Genomic DNA, 17,013 nt, shown 5'->3' with positions numbered 1-17,013 from the left:
TCCGTCATCGCTTGGGCTTCCTCCTGCCAGCGCGTGGCGTGTCTGCATGCGAGGTCTGCTGCGCGGCGATGGCCGCCTGATGTGCCGTGAAGCGTGCATCGGCCTTCGCGATCATCTGCCTGTTGACGAGCGCCGAGGACCGACCGCCCTTGGCCGCTGCGGCGAGAACGATGGCTTGCCGGGCTGCGTCGAACGCGTCGGCGACACGCCACTCGACCTTGTTCACGGTCGGACGCAGCTCCTTCATGTTGGCGTGCGTGGACCCTTTCACGGTGTCCGCCATAGGCCGGCCGAGCTGCGGCCCCTCGCTGGCGAGGGCCAAGGCATAGGCGGCAATGGCCTTTCGCACGTCGGCATCGAGCGCTGCGAACCCCGCGCGAAACGCGCCATCAAATTCGACCGCCCAAGCCACGGGTCAAATTATAACCTGTAGGTTATATCGGCAAGGGGGAACCGAGCGAGTTATCCACCGTAACGATCTCTGGGACCCTCTGAAACAAGCGTGGCCGTGGCTCTGCCGCAACACCGCCGAAAAATCGCCTGATTGCGCCGGCTCACTGGCCTCAAGCCGATTTCGTCAGCCTCTCAGGCGCCCTCGGTGCCCAAAATTCGGAGACGAACCATGCGCCTCGCCCTCTGTGCCACACTCCTGCTCGCCGGCCTTTCGGCCGCCGCCGCCGATACCGGGAAGGATCCGTCCGGCACCTGGCTCACCGGGGATGGCCGCGCAAAGATCCGCATCGACCGGTGCGGCCCGAGCCAGAAGCTCGTCTGCGGCAAGGTGGTCTGGCTGAAGGCCCCGACCGCCGAGAACGGCGCCGCGAAGACCGACCTGAAAAACCCCGATCCGAAGAAGCGCAGCCGCCCCGTGATCGGCCTGCAGCTCATCGACGGCCTGAAGCCCGACGAGGAGAAGTTCACCGGCGAACTCTACAACATCGAAGAGGGCAAGGTTTACACCGTCAGCCTGGAGCGCGAGAGCGAGGCCGAGCTGAGCGTCTCGGGCTGCATGCTCAAGGTGCTGTGCGGCTCGCAGACCTGGACGCGCGTGCCGGACGTGAACCAGCAGGCCGCCAACAAGAACTGAGGCTCAGATCGCCGCGAGGCCGCGCTGGACGGCCGGCCTCGCCAGAACGGTCTCGAGCCAGCGCGCCACGTTCGGCAGGGCGGCGATCTCGACGCCCTGCTTGAAGTTGAGCTTGGCCCAGGTCACCGTCGCGATGTCGGCGATGGAATAGTCGCCCGCCAGGTAGTCGCGGCCCTCGAGCCGCCGCTCCAGCACCCCGTAGAGGCGGTTGGCTTCGGCGGTGAAGCGTTCGATGGCGTACGGCACCTTCTCGGACGCGTAGATCTTGAAGTGGTGCGTCTGCCCGAGCATCGGGCCGAACCCGGCCACCTGCCAGAACAGCCACTCGTCCACGGCCACCCGGGCGCGCTCGTCCGTCGGGTAGAACTGGCCGGTCTTGCGGCCGAGATACTGCAGGATCGCCCCCGATTCGAACACCGTGATCGGCTGCCCGCCCGGCCCGTCCGGGTCGACGATGGCCGGGATCTTGTTGTTCGGTGAGATCGCCAGGAAGTCGGGCGCGAATTGCTCGTTCTTGCCGATGTTGACCGGGACCACCCGGTACGGCAGCCCGCACTCTTCGAGCATCACCGGAATCTTCCAGCCGTTCGGCGTGCTCCAGGTATGGACGTCGATCGGCCGCCCGGACACCGCTGCCATCTTGATCTGCTCCTCGACCGATCGCACGGCGGCGCGGCGTTCCCCCGCCGATCTCGGACAATGGCGGCAGTGAAGACGATTTCCAGGCCGCGCTCAAGGGCGTCGGTCGCGCCGGGCTCACGTTTCCGAGAGCGCGCACCTGACCTGTTGGCGAAAGCCGACGCGCCCTTGTCCGAAGCGTGGCCGTCCGGCGAGATTGCGCCCCGGAATCGTTGCGATCCCGGGGGGAGTCTCGATGTTCGATCGTGTTGTGCGGATGGCGGTGCTGAGCGCGCCGCTGCTTTTGGCCCAGCCGCTTCTGGCGAAGGATGCGCCGGCTCCGGCCGCGAGCGAGGCCCCCGCCGCCAAGGAGCCGGCCGCGAAGGCGCCGAGCGCCGGGCAGAGCGCCGCCCGCGAGCGGCAGAAGACGTGCGGCGCCCAGTGGCGCGCCCTCACCGACGCACAGAAGACCGCCCAGGGGCCGAAATGGCCCCAATACTGGAGCAGCTGCAACAAGCGGCTGAAAGGCGGCGACAAAGCTTGACAGCAGCGCGAACCGCCGCGCTTCTCGTTCGTTGCTGGTCAGAGCGTGGGCGGGGTTCGGTGCTGACATGATGGATCGGCAGGCGCTCCGGCCGTCTGCGGCAGCCCCGGCGCCCCATCGGCGAGGCTGGTCGATGCCATCGTGCCGGCGTTCCTCCCGGTTCTGGCAGCGCCCCTGCGCAAGCCCGCCGGACCCGGTGCGGCATGGCTGAGGTCTCGGTCCAGTCCGGCTCGCCCCCGCAGCGGGCGACCACCATCGACCGGCTGATCGGCTTCCTCGATGCCTGGGTGCCCAAGCCCGCGGCCTGGGCGTTCGCGCTGCGGATCTGGATCGCCATGATGCTGGCGCTGGCCGCCGCGTTCTGGCTCCAGCTCGACAGCGCCTCGTCGGCGGCCACCTGCGTGGCGATCCTCGCGCAGCCGAAGCGCGGTCAGGCGATCTCCAAGGCCGTCTACCGCCTCGCGGGCACGCTGATCGGTGCCGCCGTGTCGATCCTGTTCATGGCGCTGTTCGGCCAGGACCGGGTCCTGCTGCTGGTCTCGTTCACGGTCTGGCTCGGGCTGTGCGTGTTCACCGCGCAGTATCTCCAAGATACCCGGGCTTACGGGGCGATGCTGTCGGGCTACACGGTTGCGATCGTCGCCCTCGGCCAGATCGACGCGCCACAGGGCACCTTCGATGCCGCGGTGTCCCGCGTGGCCGTCATCGTGCTGGGCATCCTCGTCATCACCTTCATCAACGACGCCCTCGCCTCGCCCAGCACGTGGCAGACGCTGCTGCCGCAATTGCGCAAGGCCTGGGACGACACCCGCGCCTATGCCCGCGAGACCCTGGCGAAGGGCGATCTCGGCGCATCGCGGACCGCCGCGCTGATCCGCACCATCGCGCCGATGCGGGCCGATGCCAGCGCCATCGCGGGCGAACTCGACGACGGACCCTGGCGGGCCGCAGGGGCGCGCAGCTGCATCGCGGCGCTCTACGTCCTGGCGGCGGCGATCCGGGCGGTTGCCGCGGCCGCCGCCTGCCTGCGCACGCGCAGTCCCGCGGTCGATGAGGCGCTCGAAATCTGCCGTCGCGTCGCCGAGGACCCCGCCCCGGAGACCCTGGAGCGGGACGACGCGCGCCTGCGGGAGCTGGTGGACGCCGCGATCCGCGACGGCAACCGGCCCGTCGACGAGGTCGTCGTCCTGCAACGCGCGCTCGACGTGGCCTGCGCGGCCACCTTCGCGCAGGACGGGATTCAGGCGGTGGCCGATGGGCATCGGCCCCTGCGCGACGCCAGGCTGCCGACGCACCGGGACTTCCCGGTGGCCCTGCGCGGGGCCCTGCGGGTGGCGATCGGCTTCGCCATCACGGCCGCCGCCTTCGTGGCGCTCGGGCTCCCACAGGCGTCCTTCGCGCTGGTCCAGGTCGCGGCCACCGCATCGCTCTCCTCTTCGACGCCGAATCCCAGGAAGTTCGCCAACGGCGTGGTGATCGGGATGACGCTGGCCGCGACGTTTGCGGGCATCGCCCGGTTCGTGTTCCTCGACGGCGTCCAGGGCTTCCCGATGCTCGCCATCGTGATGGCGCCGGTGATCTTCTTCGGCTGCTTCCTGTCGCTGAACCCGAAGACCTTCGGCATCGGCTTCATCGTGATCGTGTTCTTCCCGGTCCTGCTCGGCCCGTCCAACCCCCAGACCTACGACGCCCAGAGCTTCCTGCTGAACGCGTTCCTGGTCGTGGTCGCCGCCATCATCTTGTCGATCGTGGTACGCCTGCTGCTGCCGGTCACGCCGGAGCGGCAGCGGGTCTACGCGCTGGATTCGGCCCAGCGGGCGCTGGCCGACGCCCTGGTCGGAGAAGGCGGGGACGCGACCACCCGCACGAGCCTCAACGCCGACAGGTTGTTCCAATTCGCCGGGTACAGTTCCGGCAGCGGGGCGGTGCGCCGGGCGAGCCTGGCGCATGCCTTCGCGCTGGCCCGGCTCGAAGCCTCGGCCGCGCGGGCCCATGCGGAGCTGCGGCGGCTCTGGGCGGTCGAGCCGCTGCGGGCCGCGATCCAGCGGGCCCGTGCCGGCCTCGCCACCGGTGACGACAGGGCGCTGGAGAGTGCGGCACGGGATCTGATCCGGGCGGCCTCGCAGGAGGACCGGATCCTGCGGCTGACGACCGCTCGGGCCGCCAGCGACCTGGTGACCGCGGCCCGCACCATCGCGCGCCATCGACGCGTCCTCCGGCGCCTCGATATCGCAGTGTTCTGACGCAGGAATTGGCGCGAAACCGGCATGTATGAGGATATCCATATCGGTGGGGTGCTGATCTCCTCCTTCGTCGCCTACGCGCTCGCCGCCTTCGTGATCCTCCTCGGCCTGCGCTGGGTCTTTGCCCGGATCCGGTTCAGCCGCTACGTCGCCAACGCACCGCTCGCCGAGGCCGGCATCTACGTCTGCGTCCTCGCCCTCCTGATCGCGTTCATCTGATGCCTGCCACAACCGCCGACGAGGACGATCCCAGAGCCGCCCACCGCGAGGAGGCGCCGGGGCCGTCCGATCCGCCGCCCCTCACCGCGCGGCGGGGCCGCGCCGGGAAGCTCCTCCGGCTCGCCGCCACGGGCGTGATCCTGCTCGTCGCCTTCGCGGCCGCCTGGTTCGTGTGGGAGTTCTACGTGGCGGCGCCGTGGACCCGGGACGGCCGGGTCCGCGTGCAGGTCGCCAACATCGCCCCGCAGGTCTCCGGGCAGATCGTGGCGCTGCGCGTGCAGGACAACCAGCTCGTCCGGAAGGGCGACCTGCTCTACGTGATCGATCCGATCGATTTCGAGGTCGGCGTCACCTCGGCCGATGCCGAGGTGAAGAACAGGGAGGCCGACCTTCAGGTGAAGAACGCGCAATCGGCCCGGCGCCAGGCGCTCACCACGGTGTCGACCTCCATCGAGGAGAAGCAGCAATTCGCCGGGACCGCCAAGATCGCCGAGGCGGCGCTCGAGAGCGCGCAGGCGCAGCTGCGGCAGGCCAAGGTCAACCTCGAACGGACCCAGGTGAAGTCCACGGTGAACGGGCGCGTCACCAACCTGCTGATGCGGGTCGGCGACTACGCCCGCACCGGCACCTCGAACATCAGCATCGTCGATACGGATTCATTCTGGATCGACGGCTATTTCGAGGAGACCAAGATGGCCAACATCCATGTCGGCGACGCGGCCGACGTGAAGCTGATGGGCTACGACCCGCATCTCACCGGGACGGTCGAGAGCATCACCCTCGGCATCTCGACGGCGAATGCCGCAGCGAGCACCCAGGGCCTGCCGGACGTGAACCCGGTCTACACCTGGGTGCGCCTCGCCCAGAGGGTCCCGGTTCGCGTCCGCATCGACCGCAAGCCCGCCGACGTGCCGCTGGTCGCCGGCATGACCGCCACCGTGGTGGTGGGCGACGGCCGCGCCCCGATGCCGACGTGGTTCATGGATCTGCGCAACCGGGTCTCCGCCTTCACGGGCTCGCAGACAGACGTCCAGACCGGGGCGCGTTAGGAGCTTCGTTCCGACAGGTCGTTGCCGCCCTATTCGGTCGTGCGCCGCCGTCGCCGTGTCAGCGCTGTGACTCGGTCGCCATCCTGACGGCGAGCGCCGCGAACACCGTTCCCATCACCCAGCGCTGCAGGGTGGCGAACGAAGGCCGATGCGTGAAGAACCTCGCGATCGCACTCGCGGACACGATGAAGATCGCGTTGATCATCAGGCTGATGACGATCTGCGTCGTGCCGAGGACGAGAGCCTGGCTCAGGACGCTGCCGTTTGCGGGATCGATGAATTGCGGCAACAGCGAGAGATACACGATCGCGATCTTGGGATTCAGCAGGTTGGTCAACAATCCCATCGCGAACAGCCTGACCGGGCTACTCGGCGGCAAGTCTTTGACCTGAAACGCCGAACGACCCCCCGGGCGCACGGCTTGCACGGCGAGCCACAGCAGATATAGCGCGCCCGCCATGCGAACGGCATCGTAGGCATAGGGTACGGCCAGGAGCAGGGCCGTGATGCCGAACGCGGCACACAGCATATAGGCGACGAAGCCGAGTGCGACGCCGCCGAGGGATGCGAACCCGGCGGCCCTACCCTGGCAGATCGAACGCGAGATCACGTAGGCCATGTTCGGTCCCGGGGTCAGGACCATCCCGACGGCAACGGCTGCGAATGCGAGCAAGTTGTGTGCGTCGGGCATCTGTCCTGGCTTTCCCACCATCCGGCGACTCGGTGCGAGAGGAAGATACCGCATCGTGCCGCCCGATCGTATGAGCGAACCTCGGTCCTGCCCGTTGGTTCTGCACAGACGCGAGAAGCGCGCCGCCGAGGAGGCGACCATGTTCCGGACCGTGTTCACCGCAGTCGCCGTTTGGTGTGCGGCGGGTCCTGCCCTAGCGGCTCCCGAGAAGGCCGCGGTGTTCGACTTTCAGTTCTCCAACCTCTCCCCCGTGCCGGGCGACGCAGCGGACCGGGCGCGGCTCGAACGCACCAGCGACCAATTGCGCGACCTTCTGCAGACGAAGGGCCTGTTCGTGGTCGTGCCGACCGACCCGGTGAAGGACGAGGTCGCCAAGAGCGCCGACCTGCGCCGCTGCAACGGCTGCGCAGACGCCTTCGCCCGCAAGCTCGGCGCCGACGTGGCGATCACCGGTGAGGTCCAGAAGGTTTCGAACCTGATCTTGAACCTGAATGTCTACGTCAAGCCGCTCTCCGGAAACGCCCCGGAGAAGGCCTACAGCGTCGACCTGCGCGGCGACACGGACGAATCCTTCGAACGCGGCATCCGATTTCTGGTCGAGAACAACATGGGTGCCGGCAAGTAGAACGCGGTCGATCCAGACGGGCACGACGGAAACTTTTGCGGCGCCGTGCGGTGTCCCGTAAGTCTTTGAACCGGCGATGCCGCGTTGCAGCGGGTGCGCGCGAACCCTGAAAATATTAAGCGCGGCCGGACATTGCGTGTTGACGCGCATTCTAAGCCGGCGCAATCTTCGGATGTGTTCAGCAATACCGAACACGAGCCGGATCGACGGCCGGCACATCGGGAATGTGCTGTACCGGGTCGGTTGCCGGAAGCAGGAGGAGACAGGGATGACTCCACCGCAGCGTGACGCCGCCTAGACGGCTTCGGGACAGGTTCGGCCCGGAATCCAGCGGCATCAGACGAACAACCGGACGGAAGCGGCCTCAGGGGCGCAGAAGCGGCCAAGCGATGGTCCGTCTTCGAATGCGCGAAAGGCCCCACTTTGCGCCGCTTCCGCCGCGGTTTCCATTAGATCCAGAACGGTCATCTACCGCCCGGTGTCGCCGCGGCGGGCTTACGTCGTGGTGGGACGACTGCCAGCCCCAATGTCCGCGCCCGAGATGAGGCCGACCGGCCTGGACCTCTCAAGCCAACACACGAGGCCGGGAGACATCGTCCGGCAAGGCGCGCGTCGCAAGACCGGGTGGGGCGCGCTTCGCCGGATTGACCTCAGGCGATGCCGAGCTTGTCCTTCAGCAGCGCGTTGACCGCCGCCGGGTTCGCCTTGCCGCCGGTCGCCTTCATGGTCTGGCCGACGAACCAGCCGAGCAGGGTCGGCTTCTCCTTCGCCTGGGCGACCTTGTCGGGGTTGGCCGCGATGATCTGGTCGATCGCCGCCTCGATGGCGCCGGTGTCGGTGACCTGCTTCATGCCGCGGCTCTCGACCACGGCGCGCGGGTCGCCGCCCTCGGTCCAGACGATCTCGAACAGGTCCTTGGCGATCTTGCCGGAGATGACGCCCTCGCCGATCAGGTCCACGATCGCCCCGAGCTGGTCGGCCGAGACCGGCGTCGCGTCGATCGAGAGCCCCTCCTTGTTGAGGCGGCCGAACAGCTCGTTGATCACCCAGTTGGCCGCGGCCTTGCCGTCGCGGCCCTTGGCGACCGCCTCGTAGTAGTCGGCCGAGGCCCGCTCGGCCACGAGCACGCCGGCATCGTAGGGCGACAGGCCGTAATCGTTCACGAACCGCGCCTTCTTGGCGTCCGGCAGCTCCGGCAGGCCGGATGCCAGCGCGTCGACATAGGCCTGGTCGAACTCGAGCGGCAGCAGGTCGGGATCGGGGAAGTAGCGGTAATCATGCGCTTCTTCCTTGGAGCGCATCGAGCGGGTCTCGCCCTTGCCCGGATCGAACAGGCGGGTCTCCTGGTCGATCTTGCCGCCGTCTTCCAGGATCGCGATCTGGCGCCGGGCCTCGATCTCGATCGCCTGGCCGATGAAGCGGATCGAGTTGACGTTCTTGATCTCGCAGCGCGTGCCCAGCGGCTCGCCCGGGCGGCGCACCGAGACGTTCACGTCGGCGCGGAGCGAACCCTTCTCCATGTCGCCGTCGCAGGTGCCGAGATAGCGCAGGATCGTGCGCAGCTTGGTCACGTAGGCCTTGGCTTCCTCAGACGAGCGCAGGTCCGGCCGGGAGACGATCTCCATCAGCGCCACGCCCGAGCGGTTGAGGTCGACGAAGCTGCGCAGCGGGTCCTGATCGTGCAGCGACTTGCCGGCATCCTGCTCCAGGTGCAGCCGCTCGATGCCGACCGTGATCGACGTGCCGTCGGCCATGTCGACCAGCACCTCGCCCTCGCCGACGATCGGGTCCTTGTACTGCGAGATCTGGTAGCCCTGCGGCAGATCCGGGTAGAAGTAGTTCTTCCGGTCGAACACCGAGCGCAGGTTGATCTGCGCCTTCAGGCCGAGACCCGTCCGCACGGCTTGCGCGATGCATTCGGCGTTGATCACCGGCAGCATGCCGGGCATCGCGGCGTCGACCAGCGAGACGTGGTCGTTCGGCTCGGCCCCGAATTCGGTCGAAGCGCCGGAGAACAGCTTCGCCCGGCTGGAGACCTGGGCATGGATCTCCATGCCGACGATCACCTCCCAGTCGTGCAGGCCGCCCTTGATCAGTTTCTTGGGATCGACAGGTGCGTTCATGGTGGTCCGGGCCGGGATGTGATGCGGTCTCCGCACGATCCGATCCGCAACCTCATCCTGAGGGTGCTGCGCAGCAGCCTCGAAGGAGGGCTCCAGGGATCGCGCGGAGCCTGGATGGCTCCTTCGAGGCCCGCTGACGCGGTCACCTCAGGATGAGGTCGCGGGTGGGATCGCGACCGGTGCCGCGCTCCTACACTTGAAGAACATCTACGGGCCGCGCGCGCCAAGAATCAAGCGCGCCGGGCGATCGTCCGCCGGACGCCGTAGGCGAGCATCGCCCAGAGCAGGGCGGCGATCGTCCGCACCGGGAAGAAGGTCGGCCCGTCGTGCGTGATCGGCGCCGGCCACGGGATGCCGGCCGCGCTCACCGCCCACGAAAACAGGACCGAGAAGCCGAGCGCCGCGATCGCCGCGATGAACACCTTGCCGAACTGGCTGGCGGTCCAGCCGAGATAGACCGCCACCACGATCAGCGCCGGATCGAACGCGGCCCAGATCCAGACCGTCCAGGGATAGAAGGGGACGGTCATGCCCACCAGGGCTCTGGCAGGACGGTCCGGCCGGCGGCCTCCTCGATCACCTGGGCGACCGCGAACAGCGTCTCCTCGTCGAAGGGGCGGCCGATCAGCTGGAGGCCGAGCGGCAGGCCCTGGCCGTCGATCCCGGCCGGCACGGCGATGCCCGGCAGGCCGGCCATGTTCACCGTCACGGTGAACACGTCGTTGAGGTACATCTCCACCGGGTCGGCCGAGGCCTTCTCGCCGATCCCGAAGGCCGAGGACGGCGTGGCCGGGGTCAGGATCGCGTCGACGCCCGCCGCGTAGGCCGCCTCGAAGTCGCGCTTGATCAGGGTGCGGATCTTCTGGGCGCGGACGTAATAGGCGTCGTAGTAGCCGGCCGACAGCACGTAGGTGCCGATCATGATCCGGCGCTTGACCTCGCGGCCGAAGCCGGCGGCGCGGGTGTTCTCGTACATCCCGGCGATATCCTTGCCGGGCACGCGAAGGCCGTAGCGGACGCCGTCGTAGCGCGCGAGGTTCGAGGACGCCTCGGCCGGGGCGACGATGTAATAGGCCGGCAGCGCCGAGGCAGTGTGCGGCAGCGAGATCTCTTTGATCGTCGCGCCGGCATCCTTCAGCCAGGCGGCGCCGTCGTCCCAGAGCTTCTGGATCTCGGGCGGCATGCCGTCGACCCGGTACTCCTTCGGGATGCCGATGGTCAGGCCCTTCACGCCGCGGCCGACCGCGGCCTCGAAGTCCGGCACCGGGAGGTCGACGCAGGTGGTGTCGCGCGCATCCGGACCGGCCATCGAGCCGAGCAGGATCGCGCAGTCCCGCACCGTGCGGGCGATCGGGCCGGCCTGGTCGAGGGAGGAGGCGAAGGCCACGGTGCCCCAGCGCGAGCAGCGGCCGTAGGTCGGCTTGATGCCGACCGTGCCGGTGAAGGCGGCGGGCTGGCGGATCGAGCCGCCGGTATCGGTGGCGGTGGCGCCCAGGCACAGCCGCGCCGCGACGGCCGCGGCCGAACCGCCGGAGGAGCCGCCCGGCACGAGCTGCGCGTCGGACCCCTTCCGGCGCCAGGGCGAGACCACGTTGCCGTAGGCGCTGGTCTCGTTGGACGAGCCCATGGCGAACTCGTCGAGGTTCAGCTTGCCCAGCATCACGGCGCCGTCGCGCCACAGGTTGGCCGAGACGGCCGATTCGTAGTGCGGCACGAAGGTTTCGAGGATCTTGGAGCCCGCCGTCGTGGTGACGCCCTCGGTGCAGAACAGATCCTTGATCCCGAGCGGGATGCCCTCGAGCGGCCGCGCCGCGCCGGCCGCGATCTTTTCGTCCGCTTCATCCGCCATCTTGAGGGCTTGGTCGGGGGTCTCGCGAATGTAGGCGTTCAGCACGCGGGCCTTGGCCATGGCGTCGAGATGCGCCTGGGTCAGCTCGCGGGCCGAGATCCGCTTCGCCTTGAGGGCGTCGCGCGCCTCGGCCAGGGTGAGTTCGTTCGGATCCACGCTGTTCCCGTCCTCGCGCGCCACGGCGCGCATGCCCGCCAGAATGTTTGCTTCGCCGAAGGCTGGATGCAGCCTACTCGACGACCTTCGGAACCAGGAAGTAATTGTCTTCGGTCTCGGGGGCGTTGGCGACCACGTCCGCGGCGCGGCCGCCGTCGGTGACCACGTCCTCGCGCTTCTTCATCGCCATCGGGGTCACCGAGGTCATCGGCTCGACGCCGCTCACGTCGATGGCGCCGAGCTGCTCGACGAAGGCCAGGATGGCGTTCAGCTCACCCTGCAGCGGACCGACCTCGTCGTCGGTGACCGCGATCCGCGCCAGATGCGCGATACGCCGAACCGTCTTCTCGTCGACCGACATGCCGTCCCGTTCGTCCCTGCCCGGGAGGCATCCCCGGCGCCGGCCGCGCTATAGCACTGCGGTTCGACGCGCCGCAACGCGGGCGTTAAAGCCGGTCCACCCCTCACGATGGCGGGCGGGACGCCGGATCAGGTCACCACGTGGTTCGGCGTGACCGACATCTCGATGGTGATGCCGGCCGGGCGAACGGGCCGGAAGACCGATTGCGAGGCTCCGAAGACCAGGACTTCGAAGGCCAGGACCAGCATCCAGCATTGCTTGCGGGTCACGGATCGTTTGCGGCGGAGCGGAGCCGGTGAGCAGGGCTGGCCGATCGTCGTCATGGCGATACCCGGTTTGTGGATTAACGAAGTCTTAACCTACCTATTCGCGAACGGCTCCGGGCGCATCCGGGTCGATCTACGGAGAGCGTTAACGCTGTGGACGGTGGAGTGGCTGTGATGTGGGAGTCGGTGTTCACGAGCCTGTCGGCGGGGTTCACGTCGCGGGGTGCCGACCTCGACCGCGCCGCGGCGGAGCTGGGATTCCCTCTGCCCGCCTCCTACCGCAGCTTCTGCGAGACCTGCGGCATCGGCCTGGCGGGCGGGCAGGTCCGGATCGCCGTGCCGTCGCCGTACGAGGCCAGCGATCTGGCCACCCAGGCCGGGGTGATCGCCGTCAGCGTCGGCAACGCCGTGGCGATGCTGGAGGACGGCGGGGAGCCGCACCGCTTCGATGTCGAAGACGGCGACCCGGCGGTGATCGAGCGCGCGTGCTTCTTCGGCGCCGGCGAGGACGGCAGCTTCCTGTTCTGGGACGTCTCCGGCACCGGCGAGGAATACGACATCTGGCTGCTGGCGCCCGACCTCGAAACGGTGCGGTTCGGCGGCGAGAGCCTGGTCGACTTCTTTACCCGTGTGACCGGACCCGCCGCCGCCCTGGTCCTGGGCCCCGGGGCGGCGCCGCTCCCCGCCCGGTTCGAGGGGATCTCGGAAGCCACGCTGGCGCGGGGCGCCGGGCTGGCGTAGGGCCACGCCATGAACTTCGACGAGATCCGCACCTTCGCGGCCGCATCGCGCGGTGGCGCGCGCCTGATCGGGGTCGATCTCGGCACCAAGACGATCGGGCTCGCCCTGTCGGATCTCGGCCGCCAGATCGCGAGCCCCCTCGAGACGATCCGCCGGGTGAAGTTCACCCCGGACGCGCAGCGCCTCGCCGCCTTGTGCCGGCAGCACGCCGTCGGCGGGCTGGTGATCGGGCTGCCCCTGAACATGGACGGCAGCGAGGGGCCGCGGGTGCAATCGACCCGCGCGTTCATCCGCAACCTCAAGCCGATCATCGACATCCCGCACGTCTTCTTCGACGAGCGCCTGTCCACAGCCGTGGTGACCCGGGCGCTGATCGAGGCGGATGCGTCCCGGGCCAGGCGCGGCCAGCTCGTGGACAAGCTCGCCGCCGCCTACATCCTGCAGGGCTGCCTCGACGTGATGCGCAACCTCGCCGATTCCGACGCGGACGCCCTCAGCGACTGAGGAGCGAGACGGCCCCGCTGCCGTGCCGCTCGATCCGGCCGTCGAGCTCCAGCTCCAGCAGCACCGTCTGCACCACCCGGGCGCCGACCCCGGCGCTGCGCGCCAATTCGTCGGTGCCGACCGGGCTCGGCCCCAGCAGGGCGATGATTCTCTGGCGGTCGTCCGCGGGCTCCTCCGGCTCGACCGCCGGCGCGTCGGGGCCCGCGGCCATCCTGGCGCTGCCGTCGAGCAGGTCCGCCCGCCCGTCGAGATCGATCTCGTCCCAAAAGTCCGGTTGCTCGGCGAAGTCCGGCCGCTCCCGCGCGGGGGCCGCGTCGGGATCGGGACCGCGATCGATGATCGGGCCGATCACGGCGAGGACGTGGTCGATGTCGGCCACCAGGGTCGCGCCCTGGCGGATCAGGTCGTTGGTGCCCTCCGCCCGCGGGTCGAGCGGCGAGCCCGGGACGGCGAAGACCTCCCGGTTCTGCTCCAGGGCGTAGCGTGCCGTGATCAGCGAGCCGGAGCGGCGCGCCGCCTCGACCACGATCGTGCCGTAGGCGAGGCCCGAGATGATGCGGTTGCGCCGGGGGAAGTCGCGGCCCCGCGCCTCCCAGCCGATCGGCATCTCGGCCACCACCGCTCCGCCCTCCCCCAGGATCGCGTCGACCAGGGCCGCGTGGCTGGCGGGGTAGATCCGGTCCTGCCCGCCGGCCATCACGGCGACGGTGCCGGTCTGCAGGCTGGCCTTGTGGGCGCGGGCGTCGATCCCCCGGGCGAGCCCCGAGACCACGGCGAGGCCGGATTCGCCGAGGCCCCGGGCCAGCCGCTCCGTGAAGGCGAGCCCCGCGGTCGATGCGTTGCGCGACCCAACGATGGCGATGGCGGGCCGCGCCAGGATCCTGGAGTCGCCGCGCAGGGCGATGAGCGGCGGGGCCGCGTCGGTGGCTTGGAGCAGGCGCGGGAAGTCCGGCTCGCCGGTGGCGAGCAGCCGGCCCCCGAGGCGCGCCAGGGCGGCGACCTCGTCCTCGGCCTGCCTCCGGCTCGGCGGCTCGACGCGTCTGCCCTGGCGCCCGGTCAGGGCCGGCAAGGCTTCGAGGGCCGCGGCCGCCCCGCCGAACCGGTTGATCAGGGTGCGGAAGCTGCGGGGGCCGACGCCCTCGGTCCGGATCAGCCGCAGCCAATCGAGGCGCTGGGCATCGCTGAGCTGCATGGCGCACCCCCGGGATCACGCCGTCGCGCGTGACGGCTCAGCCCTTCTGGCCGATGCGCCCCTCGGTGCCGGCCGCGAGTCGCCGGATGTTGGGTGCGTGCTTCCACCATAGCAGCAGGCCGAGCATCAGGAACAGCACAGCTTGCGTCGGCGCACCGAGCGCCCACAGCACGAGCGGCGTCGCCGCGGAGGCGGCCAGCGCCGCCAGCGACGAGTATTTCAGCGCGAAGGCCAGGCCGAGCCAGATCGCCGCGAAGGCCGCCAGAGCCGGCGGGCTGAAGGCCAGCAGCACGCCGATGAAGGTCGCCACCCCCTTGCCGCCCTTGAAGCCGAGCCAGACCGGGAAGAGGTGGCCGAGGAAGGCTCCGAGGCCGGCCGCCAGCGCCGGACCCTCGCCGAGCTGACGGGCGATCAGCACCGCGGCGGTCCCCTTCAGGGCATCGCCCAGCAGCGTCGCGGCGGCGAGGCCCTTCCGGCCGGTGCGCAGCACGTTGGTCGCGCCGATATTGCCCGAGCCGATCGCCCGGACGTCGCCGAGCCCGGCAAACCGCGTCAGGATGAGCCCGAACGGAATCGAGCCCAGGGCGTAACCCAGGGCAAGGCCGCCGAGGACGGCGGGCGTCGCGAGGTCCGGGAGCGTCATGCCGCGGCCGCGAGATCGTCGAGGGCGTGCACCGTCCGGCCACCCACCAGCGTCAGCACCGCGGCGCCCTGGAGGCGCGCCTCGTCGAAGGGCGAGTTCTTGGACCGCGACTTGAGCCGCCGCTTGTCGAGCACGTAGGGCAGATCGGGGTCGATCAGCACCAGGTCGGCCGGCGCGCCGACCGCCAGCCGGCCCGCCTCGCGGCCGAGGATCCGGGCCGGGTTCACGGTGAGCGCCGCCACGAGCTTGGCGAGCGCGAGGTCGCCGGTGTGGACCAGCCGCAGGGACGCGCCGAGCAGGGTCTCGATCCCGAGCGCCCCGTCGGCCGCCTCCGCGAAGGGCAGGCGCTTGGTCTCGACATCCTGCGGGTTGTGGTCGGAGACGACCACGTCGATCACGCCCTCGTTCAGGGCCTGCACCATGGCGTGCCGGTCGGCCTCGTCCCGCAGCGGCGGCGAGAGCCGGCAGAAGGTGCGGTAATGGCCGATGTCGTTCTCGTTCAGCACGAGGTTGTTGACCGAGACTCCGCAGGTCACCGGCAGCCCGTCCTGCTTGGCCCGGCGCACGATCTCGACCGAATCGGCGGTCGAGATCATGGCCGCGTGGTAGCGGGCACCGGTCAGCCGGACGAGGCGGATGTCGCGCTCCAGCATCACGGTCTCGGCCTCCCGGGGGATGCCCATCAACCCGAGGCGGGAGGCGAGCTCGCCCTCGTTCATCACGCCCTCGGCGACGAGGTCGGCCTCCTCGACATGCTGCATCAGCAGGGCGTCGAAATCCCGGGCGTAGGTCAGGGCGCGGCGCATCACCTGGGCGTTGCCCACCGCGTGCAGGCCATCGGTGAACGCCACCGCGCCCGCTTCCTGGAGCAGGCCGAACTCGGTCATCTCCTTGCCGGCCAAGCCCTTGGTGATGGCGGCCGCGGGCAGGACGTTGACGCACGCGGTGTCGCGGGCGCGGCGAAGCACGAAGTCCACGATCGCCGGGCCGTCGATCACCGGGTTGGTGTCGGGCATGCAGACCAGGGTGGTGACGCCGCCCGCCGCCGCCGCGGCGCTGGCCGAGGCCAGGGTCTCCCGGTGCTCGGCCCCCGGCTCGCCCACGAAGGCGCGCATGTCGATCAGGCCCGGGGTGAGGACCCGCCCGCGGCAATCGATCCGCTTGGCCTCCGCCGGGGCTCCGGGGGCGGCACCCTCCGCGATGTCGGCGATCCGGCCGTCGCGCACCAGCACGGCGCCGCGCGTCTCGCGGCCCGTCGCCGGGTCGAGGAGGGTCGCGTCGGCCAGAAGAATGCTGCTCACAGGGGCGCTCTCGCTGAGGATGCGGGGCCGTCGAGACGCATGGCGAGGCCGGCCGCCGCCATATGGGCCTTGGCCTCGGCGACGCTCGCCTGCCCGAAATGGAAGATCGAGGCGGCCAACACGGCGCTGGCGCCGCCCTGGGCCACGCCGGCCACGAGGTCGTCCAGCCCGCCGACTCCGCCCGAGGCGATCACCGGGACGCTCACGGCGTCGCTGATCGCCCGCGTCAGCGCGAGGTCGTAGCCGGAGCGCGTCCCGTCCTTGTCCATGGAGGTGACCAGCAGCTCGCCCGCGCCCTTTGCGGCTACCAGGCGGGCGAACGCCACCGCGTCGATCCCGGTCGGATCGCGGCCGCCATGGGTGAAGATCTCCCAGCGGGCGGCTTCGCCGGGGGCGGAGACCCGCTTGGCGTCGATCGCCACCACGATGCACTGCGCGCCGAATTTTTCCGCCGCGCGGGCGACGAGGTCCGGATCCTTCACGGCGGCGGTGTTGATCGCGACTTTGTCGGCACCGGCGAGCAGCAGCCCGCGCACGTCCTCGACCGCGCGGACGCCGCCGCCGACGGTGAGCGGCATGAAGCAGGCCTCGGCTGTCCGGCTGACGATGTCGAGCAGCGTCCCGCGGGCCTCGCGGCTGGCGGTGATGTCGAGGAAGCACAGCTCGTCGGCCCCGGCCGCGTCGTAGACCTTGGCGGCCTCCACCGGATCGCCGGCGTCGCGCAGGCCCTCGAAGCGGACGCCCTTCACGACGCGCCCGTCCTTCACGTCGAGGCAGGGGATGATGCGGGTTTTGAGCACA

The 17,013-nt window shown here is 69.8% G+C and carries 20 protein-coding genes; 8 read left to right on the top strand and 12 right to left on the bottom strand.

Translation table 11 applies throughout. From position 1 onward, the window contains the following. Nucleotides 1-4 precede the first annotated feature (4 nt). Nucleotides 5-412, bottom strand: a complete 408-nt coding sequence (locus tag MFF40_RS14350) for a type II toxin-antitoxin system RelE/ParE family toxin (RefSeq protein ID WP_147856472.1) — start codon at nt 410-412, stop codon at nt 5-7. Between the two features lie 210 nt (nt 413-622). On the opposite strand from MFF40_RS14350, the gene MFF40_RS14345 reads away from it, so the two are divergent. Next, nucleotides 623-1,087: a DUF2147 domain-containing protein gene (locus MFF40_RS14345; RefSeq protein WP_147856471.1), complete on the top strand. Its 465-nt coding sequence runs from the start codon at nt 623-625 to the stop codon at nt 1,085-1,087. 3 nt (nt 1,088-1,090) lie between these two features. On the opposite strand, the gene MFF40_RS14340 is transcribed toward MFF40_RS14345, so the two are convergent. Further along, on the bottom strand, nt 1,091-1,726 hold the full coding sequence (locus MFF40_RS14340) for a glutathione S-transferase N-terminal domain-containing protein (protein ID WP_147856470.1): 636 nt from the start codon (nt 1,724-1,726) through the stop codon (nt 1,091-1,093). A 235-nt stretch (nt 1,727-1,961) separates the two neighbouring features. Between MFF40_RS14340 and MFF40_RS14335 the strand changes: the two genes are divergently transcribed. From MFF40_RS14335 to MFF40_RS14320, 4 genes are all read left to right on the top strand, one after another. Then, entirely contained in the window at nt 1,962-2,249 is a 288-nt protein-coding gene (locus tag MFF40_RS14335) for a hypothetical protein (RefSeq protein ID WP_147896528.1), read from the top strand. Nucleotides 2,250-2,452: 203 nt separating this feature from the next. Next, on the top strand, nt 2,453-4,492 hold the full coding sequence (locus MFF40_RS14330) for an FUSC family protein (protein ID WP_147855124.1): 2,040 nt from the start codon (nt 2,453-2,455) through the stop codon (nt 4,490-4,492). Between the two features lie 24 nt (nt 4,493-4,516). Next, nucleotides 4,517-4,711: a DUF1656 domain-containing protein gene (locus MFF40_RS14325; RefSeq protein ID WP_147855123.1), complete on the top strand. Its 195-nt coding sequence runs from the start codon at nt 4,517-4,519 to the stop codon at nt 4,709-4,711. Beyond that, the gene (locus MFF40_RS14320) at nt 4,711-5,760 is read left to right on the top strand and encodes an HlyD family secretion protein (protein ID WP_147855122.1); all 1,050 of its coding nucleotides are present in this window, start codon (nt 4,711-4,713) and stop codon (nt 5,758-5,760) included. The genes MFF40_RS14325 and MFF40_RS14320 overlap by 1 nt, the downstream gene beginning before the upstream one ends. A gap of 58 nt (nt 5,761-5,818) precedes the next feature. Here MFF40_RS14320 and MFF40_RS14315 read toward each other — a convergent pair whose 3' ends face one another. Beyond that, the gene (locus MFF40_RS14315) at nt 5,819-6,451 is read right to left on the bottom strand and encodes a LysE family translocator (RefSeq protein WP_238260955.1); all 633 of its coding nucleotides are present in this window, start codon (nt 6,449-6,451) and stop codon (nt 5,819-5,821) included. A gap of 139 nt (nt 6,452-6,590) precedes the next feature. On the opposite strand from MFF40_RS14315, the gene MFF40_RS14310 reads away from it, so the two are divergent. Next, complete coding sequence (locus tag MFF40_RS14310) at nt 6,591-7,076, top strand: DUF3280 domain-containing protein (protein WP_147855120.1); 486 nt, start codon at nt 6,591-6,593, stop codon at nt 7,074-7,076. A 650-nt stretch (nt 7,077-7,726) separates the two neighbouring features. Here MFF40_RS14310 and gatB read toward each other — a convergent pair. The 5 genes from gatB to MFF40_RS14285 form a co-directional block, all read right to left on the bottom strand. Further along, a complete protein-coding gene (gene gatB, locus MFF40_RS14305) occupies nt 7,727-9,199 on the bottom strand; it encodes an Asp-tRNA(Asn)/Glu-tRNA(Gln) amidotransferase subunit GatB (protein WP_147855125.1) in 1,473 nt (490 codons plus the stop codon). A 230-nt stretch (nt 9,200-9,429) separates the two neighbouring features. After that, on the bottom strand, nt 9,430-9,729 hold the full coding sequence (locus MFF40_RS14300; RefSeq protein ID WP_147855119.1) for a hypothetical protein: 300 nt from the start codon (nt 9,727-9,729) through the stop codon (nt 9,430-9,432). Continuing rightward, nucleotides 9,726-11,237, bottom strand: a complete 1,512-nt coding sequence (gene gatA / locus MFF40_RS14295; RefSeq protein WP_147896531.1) for an Asp-tRNA(Asn)/Glu-tRNA(Gln) amidotransferase subunit GatA — start codon at nt 11,235-11,237, stop codon at nt 9,726-9,728. The genes MFF40_RS14300 and gatA overlap by 4 nt, the downstream gene beginning before the upstream one ends. Nucleotides 11,238-11,277: 40 nt before the next feature. Continuing rightward, complete coding sequence (gatC, locus tag MFF40_RS14290) at nt 11,278-11,565, bottom strand: Asp-tRNA(Asn)/Glu-tRNA(Gln) amidotransferase subunit GatC (RefSeq protein WP_147856906.1); 288 nt, start codon at nt 11,563-11,565, stop codon at nt 11,278-11,280. A 128-nt stretch (nt 11,566-11,693) separates the two neighbouring features. Then, nucleotides 11,694-11,888, bottom strand: a complete 195-nt coding sequence (locus MFF40_RS14285; RefSeq protein WP_147896532.1) for a hypothetical protein — start codon at nt 11,886-11,888, stop codon at nt 11,694-11,696. 117 nt (nt 11,889-12,005) lie between these two features. Here MFF40_RS14285 and MFF40_RS14280 point away from each other — a divergent pair, with 117 nt between their 5' ends. Both MFF40_RS14280 and ruvX read left to right on the top strand, forming a co-directional pair. Beyond that, entirely contained in the window at nt 12,006-12,572 is a 567-nt protein-coding gene (locus tag MFF40_RS14280) for an SMI1/KNR4 family protein (RefSeq protein ID WP_238260953.1), read from the top strand. Between the two features lie 9 nt (nt 12,573-12,581). Further along, complete coding sequence (ruvX, locus tag MFF40_RS14275; protein WP_147856904.1) at nt 12,582-13,076, top strand: Holliday junction resolvase RuvX; 495 nt, start codon at nt 12,582-12,584, stop codon at nt 13,074-13,076. On the opposite strand, the gene dprA is transcribed toward ruvX, so the two are convergent. The 4 genes from dprA to hisF are packed head-to-tail and all read right to left on the bottom strand — an operon-like array spanning nt 13,066 to nt 17,012. Then, entirely contained in the window at nt 13,066-14,268 is a 1,203-nt protein-coding gene (dprA, locus tag MFF40_RS14270) for a DNA-processing protein DprA (RefSeq protein WP_147896535.1), read from the bottom strand. The genes ruvX and dprA overlap by 11 nt on opposite strands. 37 nt (nt 14,269-14,305) lie before the next feature. Further along, a complete protein-coding gene (gene plsY / locus MFF40_RS14265) occupies nt 14,306-14,911 on the bottom strand; it encodes a glycerol-3-phosphate 1-O-acyltransferase PlsY (protein WP_147896536.1) in 606 nt (201 codons plus the stop codon). Further along, nucleotides 14,908-16,212 carry a dihydroorotase gene (locus MFF40_RS14260; RefSeq protein WP_147896537.1) on the bottom strand — a complete coding sequence of 435 codons (1,305 nt, stop codon included), beginning with the start codon at nt 16,210-16,212 and terminating at the stop codon, nt 14,908-14,910. The genes plsY and MFF40_RS14260 overlap by 4 nt, the downstream gene beginning before the upstream one ends. Then, a complete protein-coding gene (hisF, locus tag MFF40_RS14255) occupies nt 16,209-17,012 on the bottom strand; it encodes an imidazole glycerol phosphate synthase subunit HisF (RefSeq protein WP_147896538.1) in 804 nt (267 codons plus the stop codon). Before hisF ends, MFF40_RS14260 begins: the two co-directional genes overlap by 4 nt. Between the last annotated feature and the right edge of the window lies 1 nt (nt 17,013).

Source organism: Methylobacterium mesophilicum (genome assembly GCF_022179445.1).
Lineage (GTDB): Bacteria > Pseudomonadota > Alphaproteobacteria > Rhizobiales > Beijerinckiaceae > Methylobacterium > Methylobacterium mesophilicum.
Note: the sequence above shows the minus strand (reverse complement) of the source record. Positions and strands in the feature narration are given on the sequence as shown.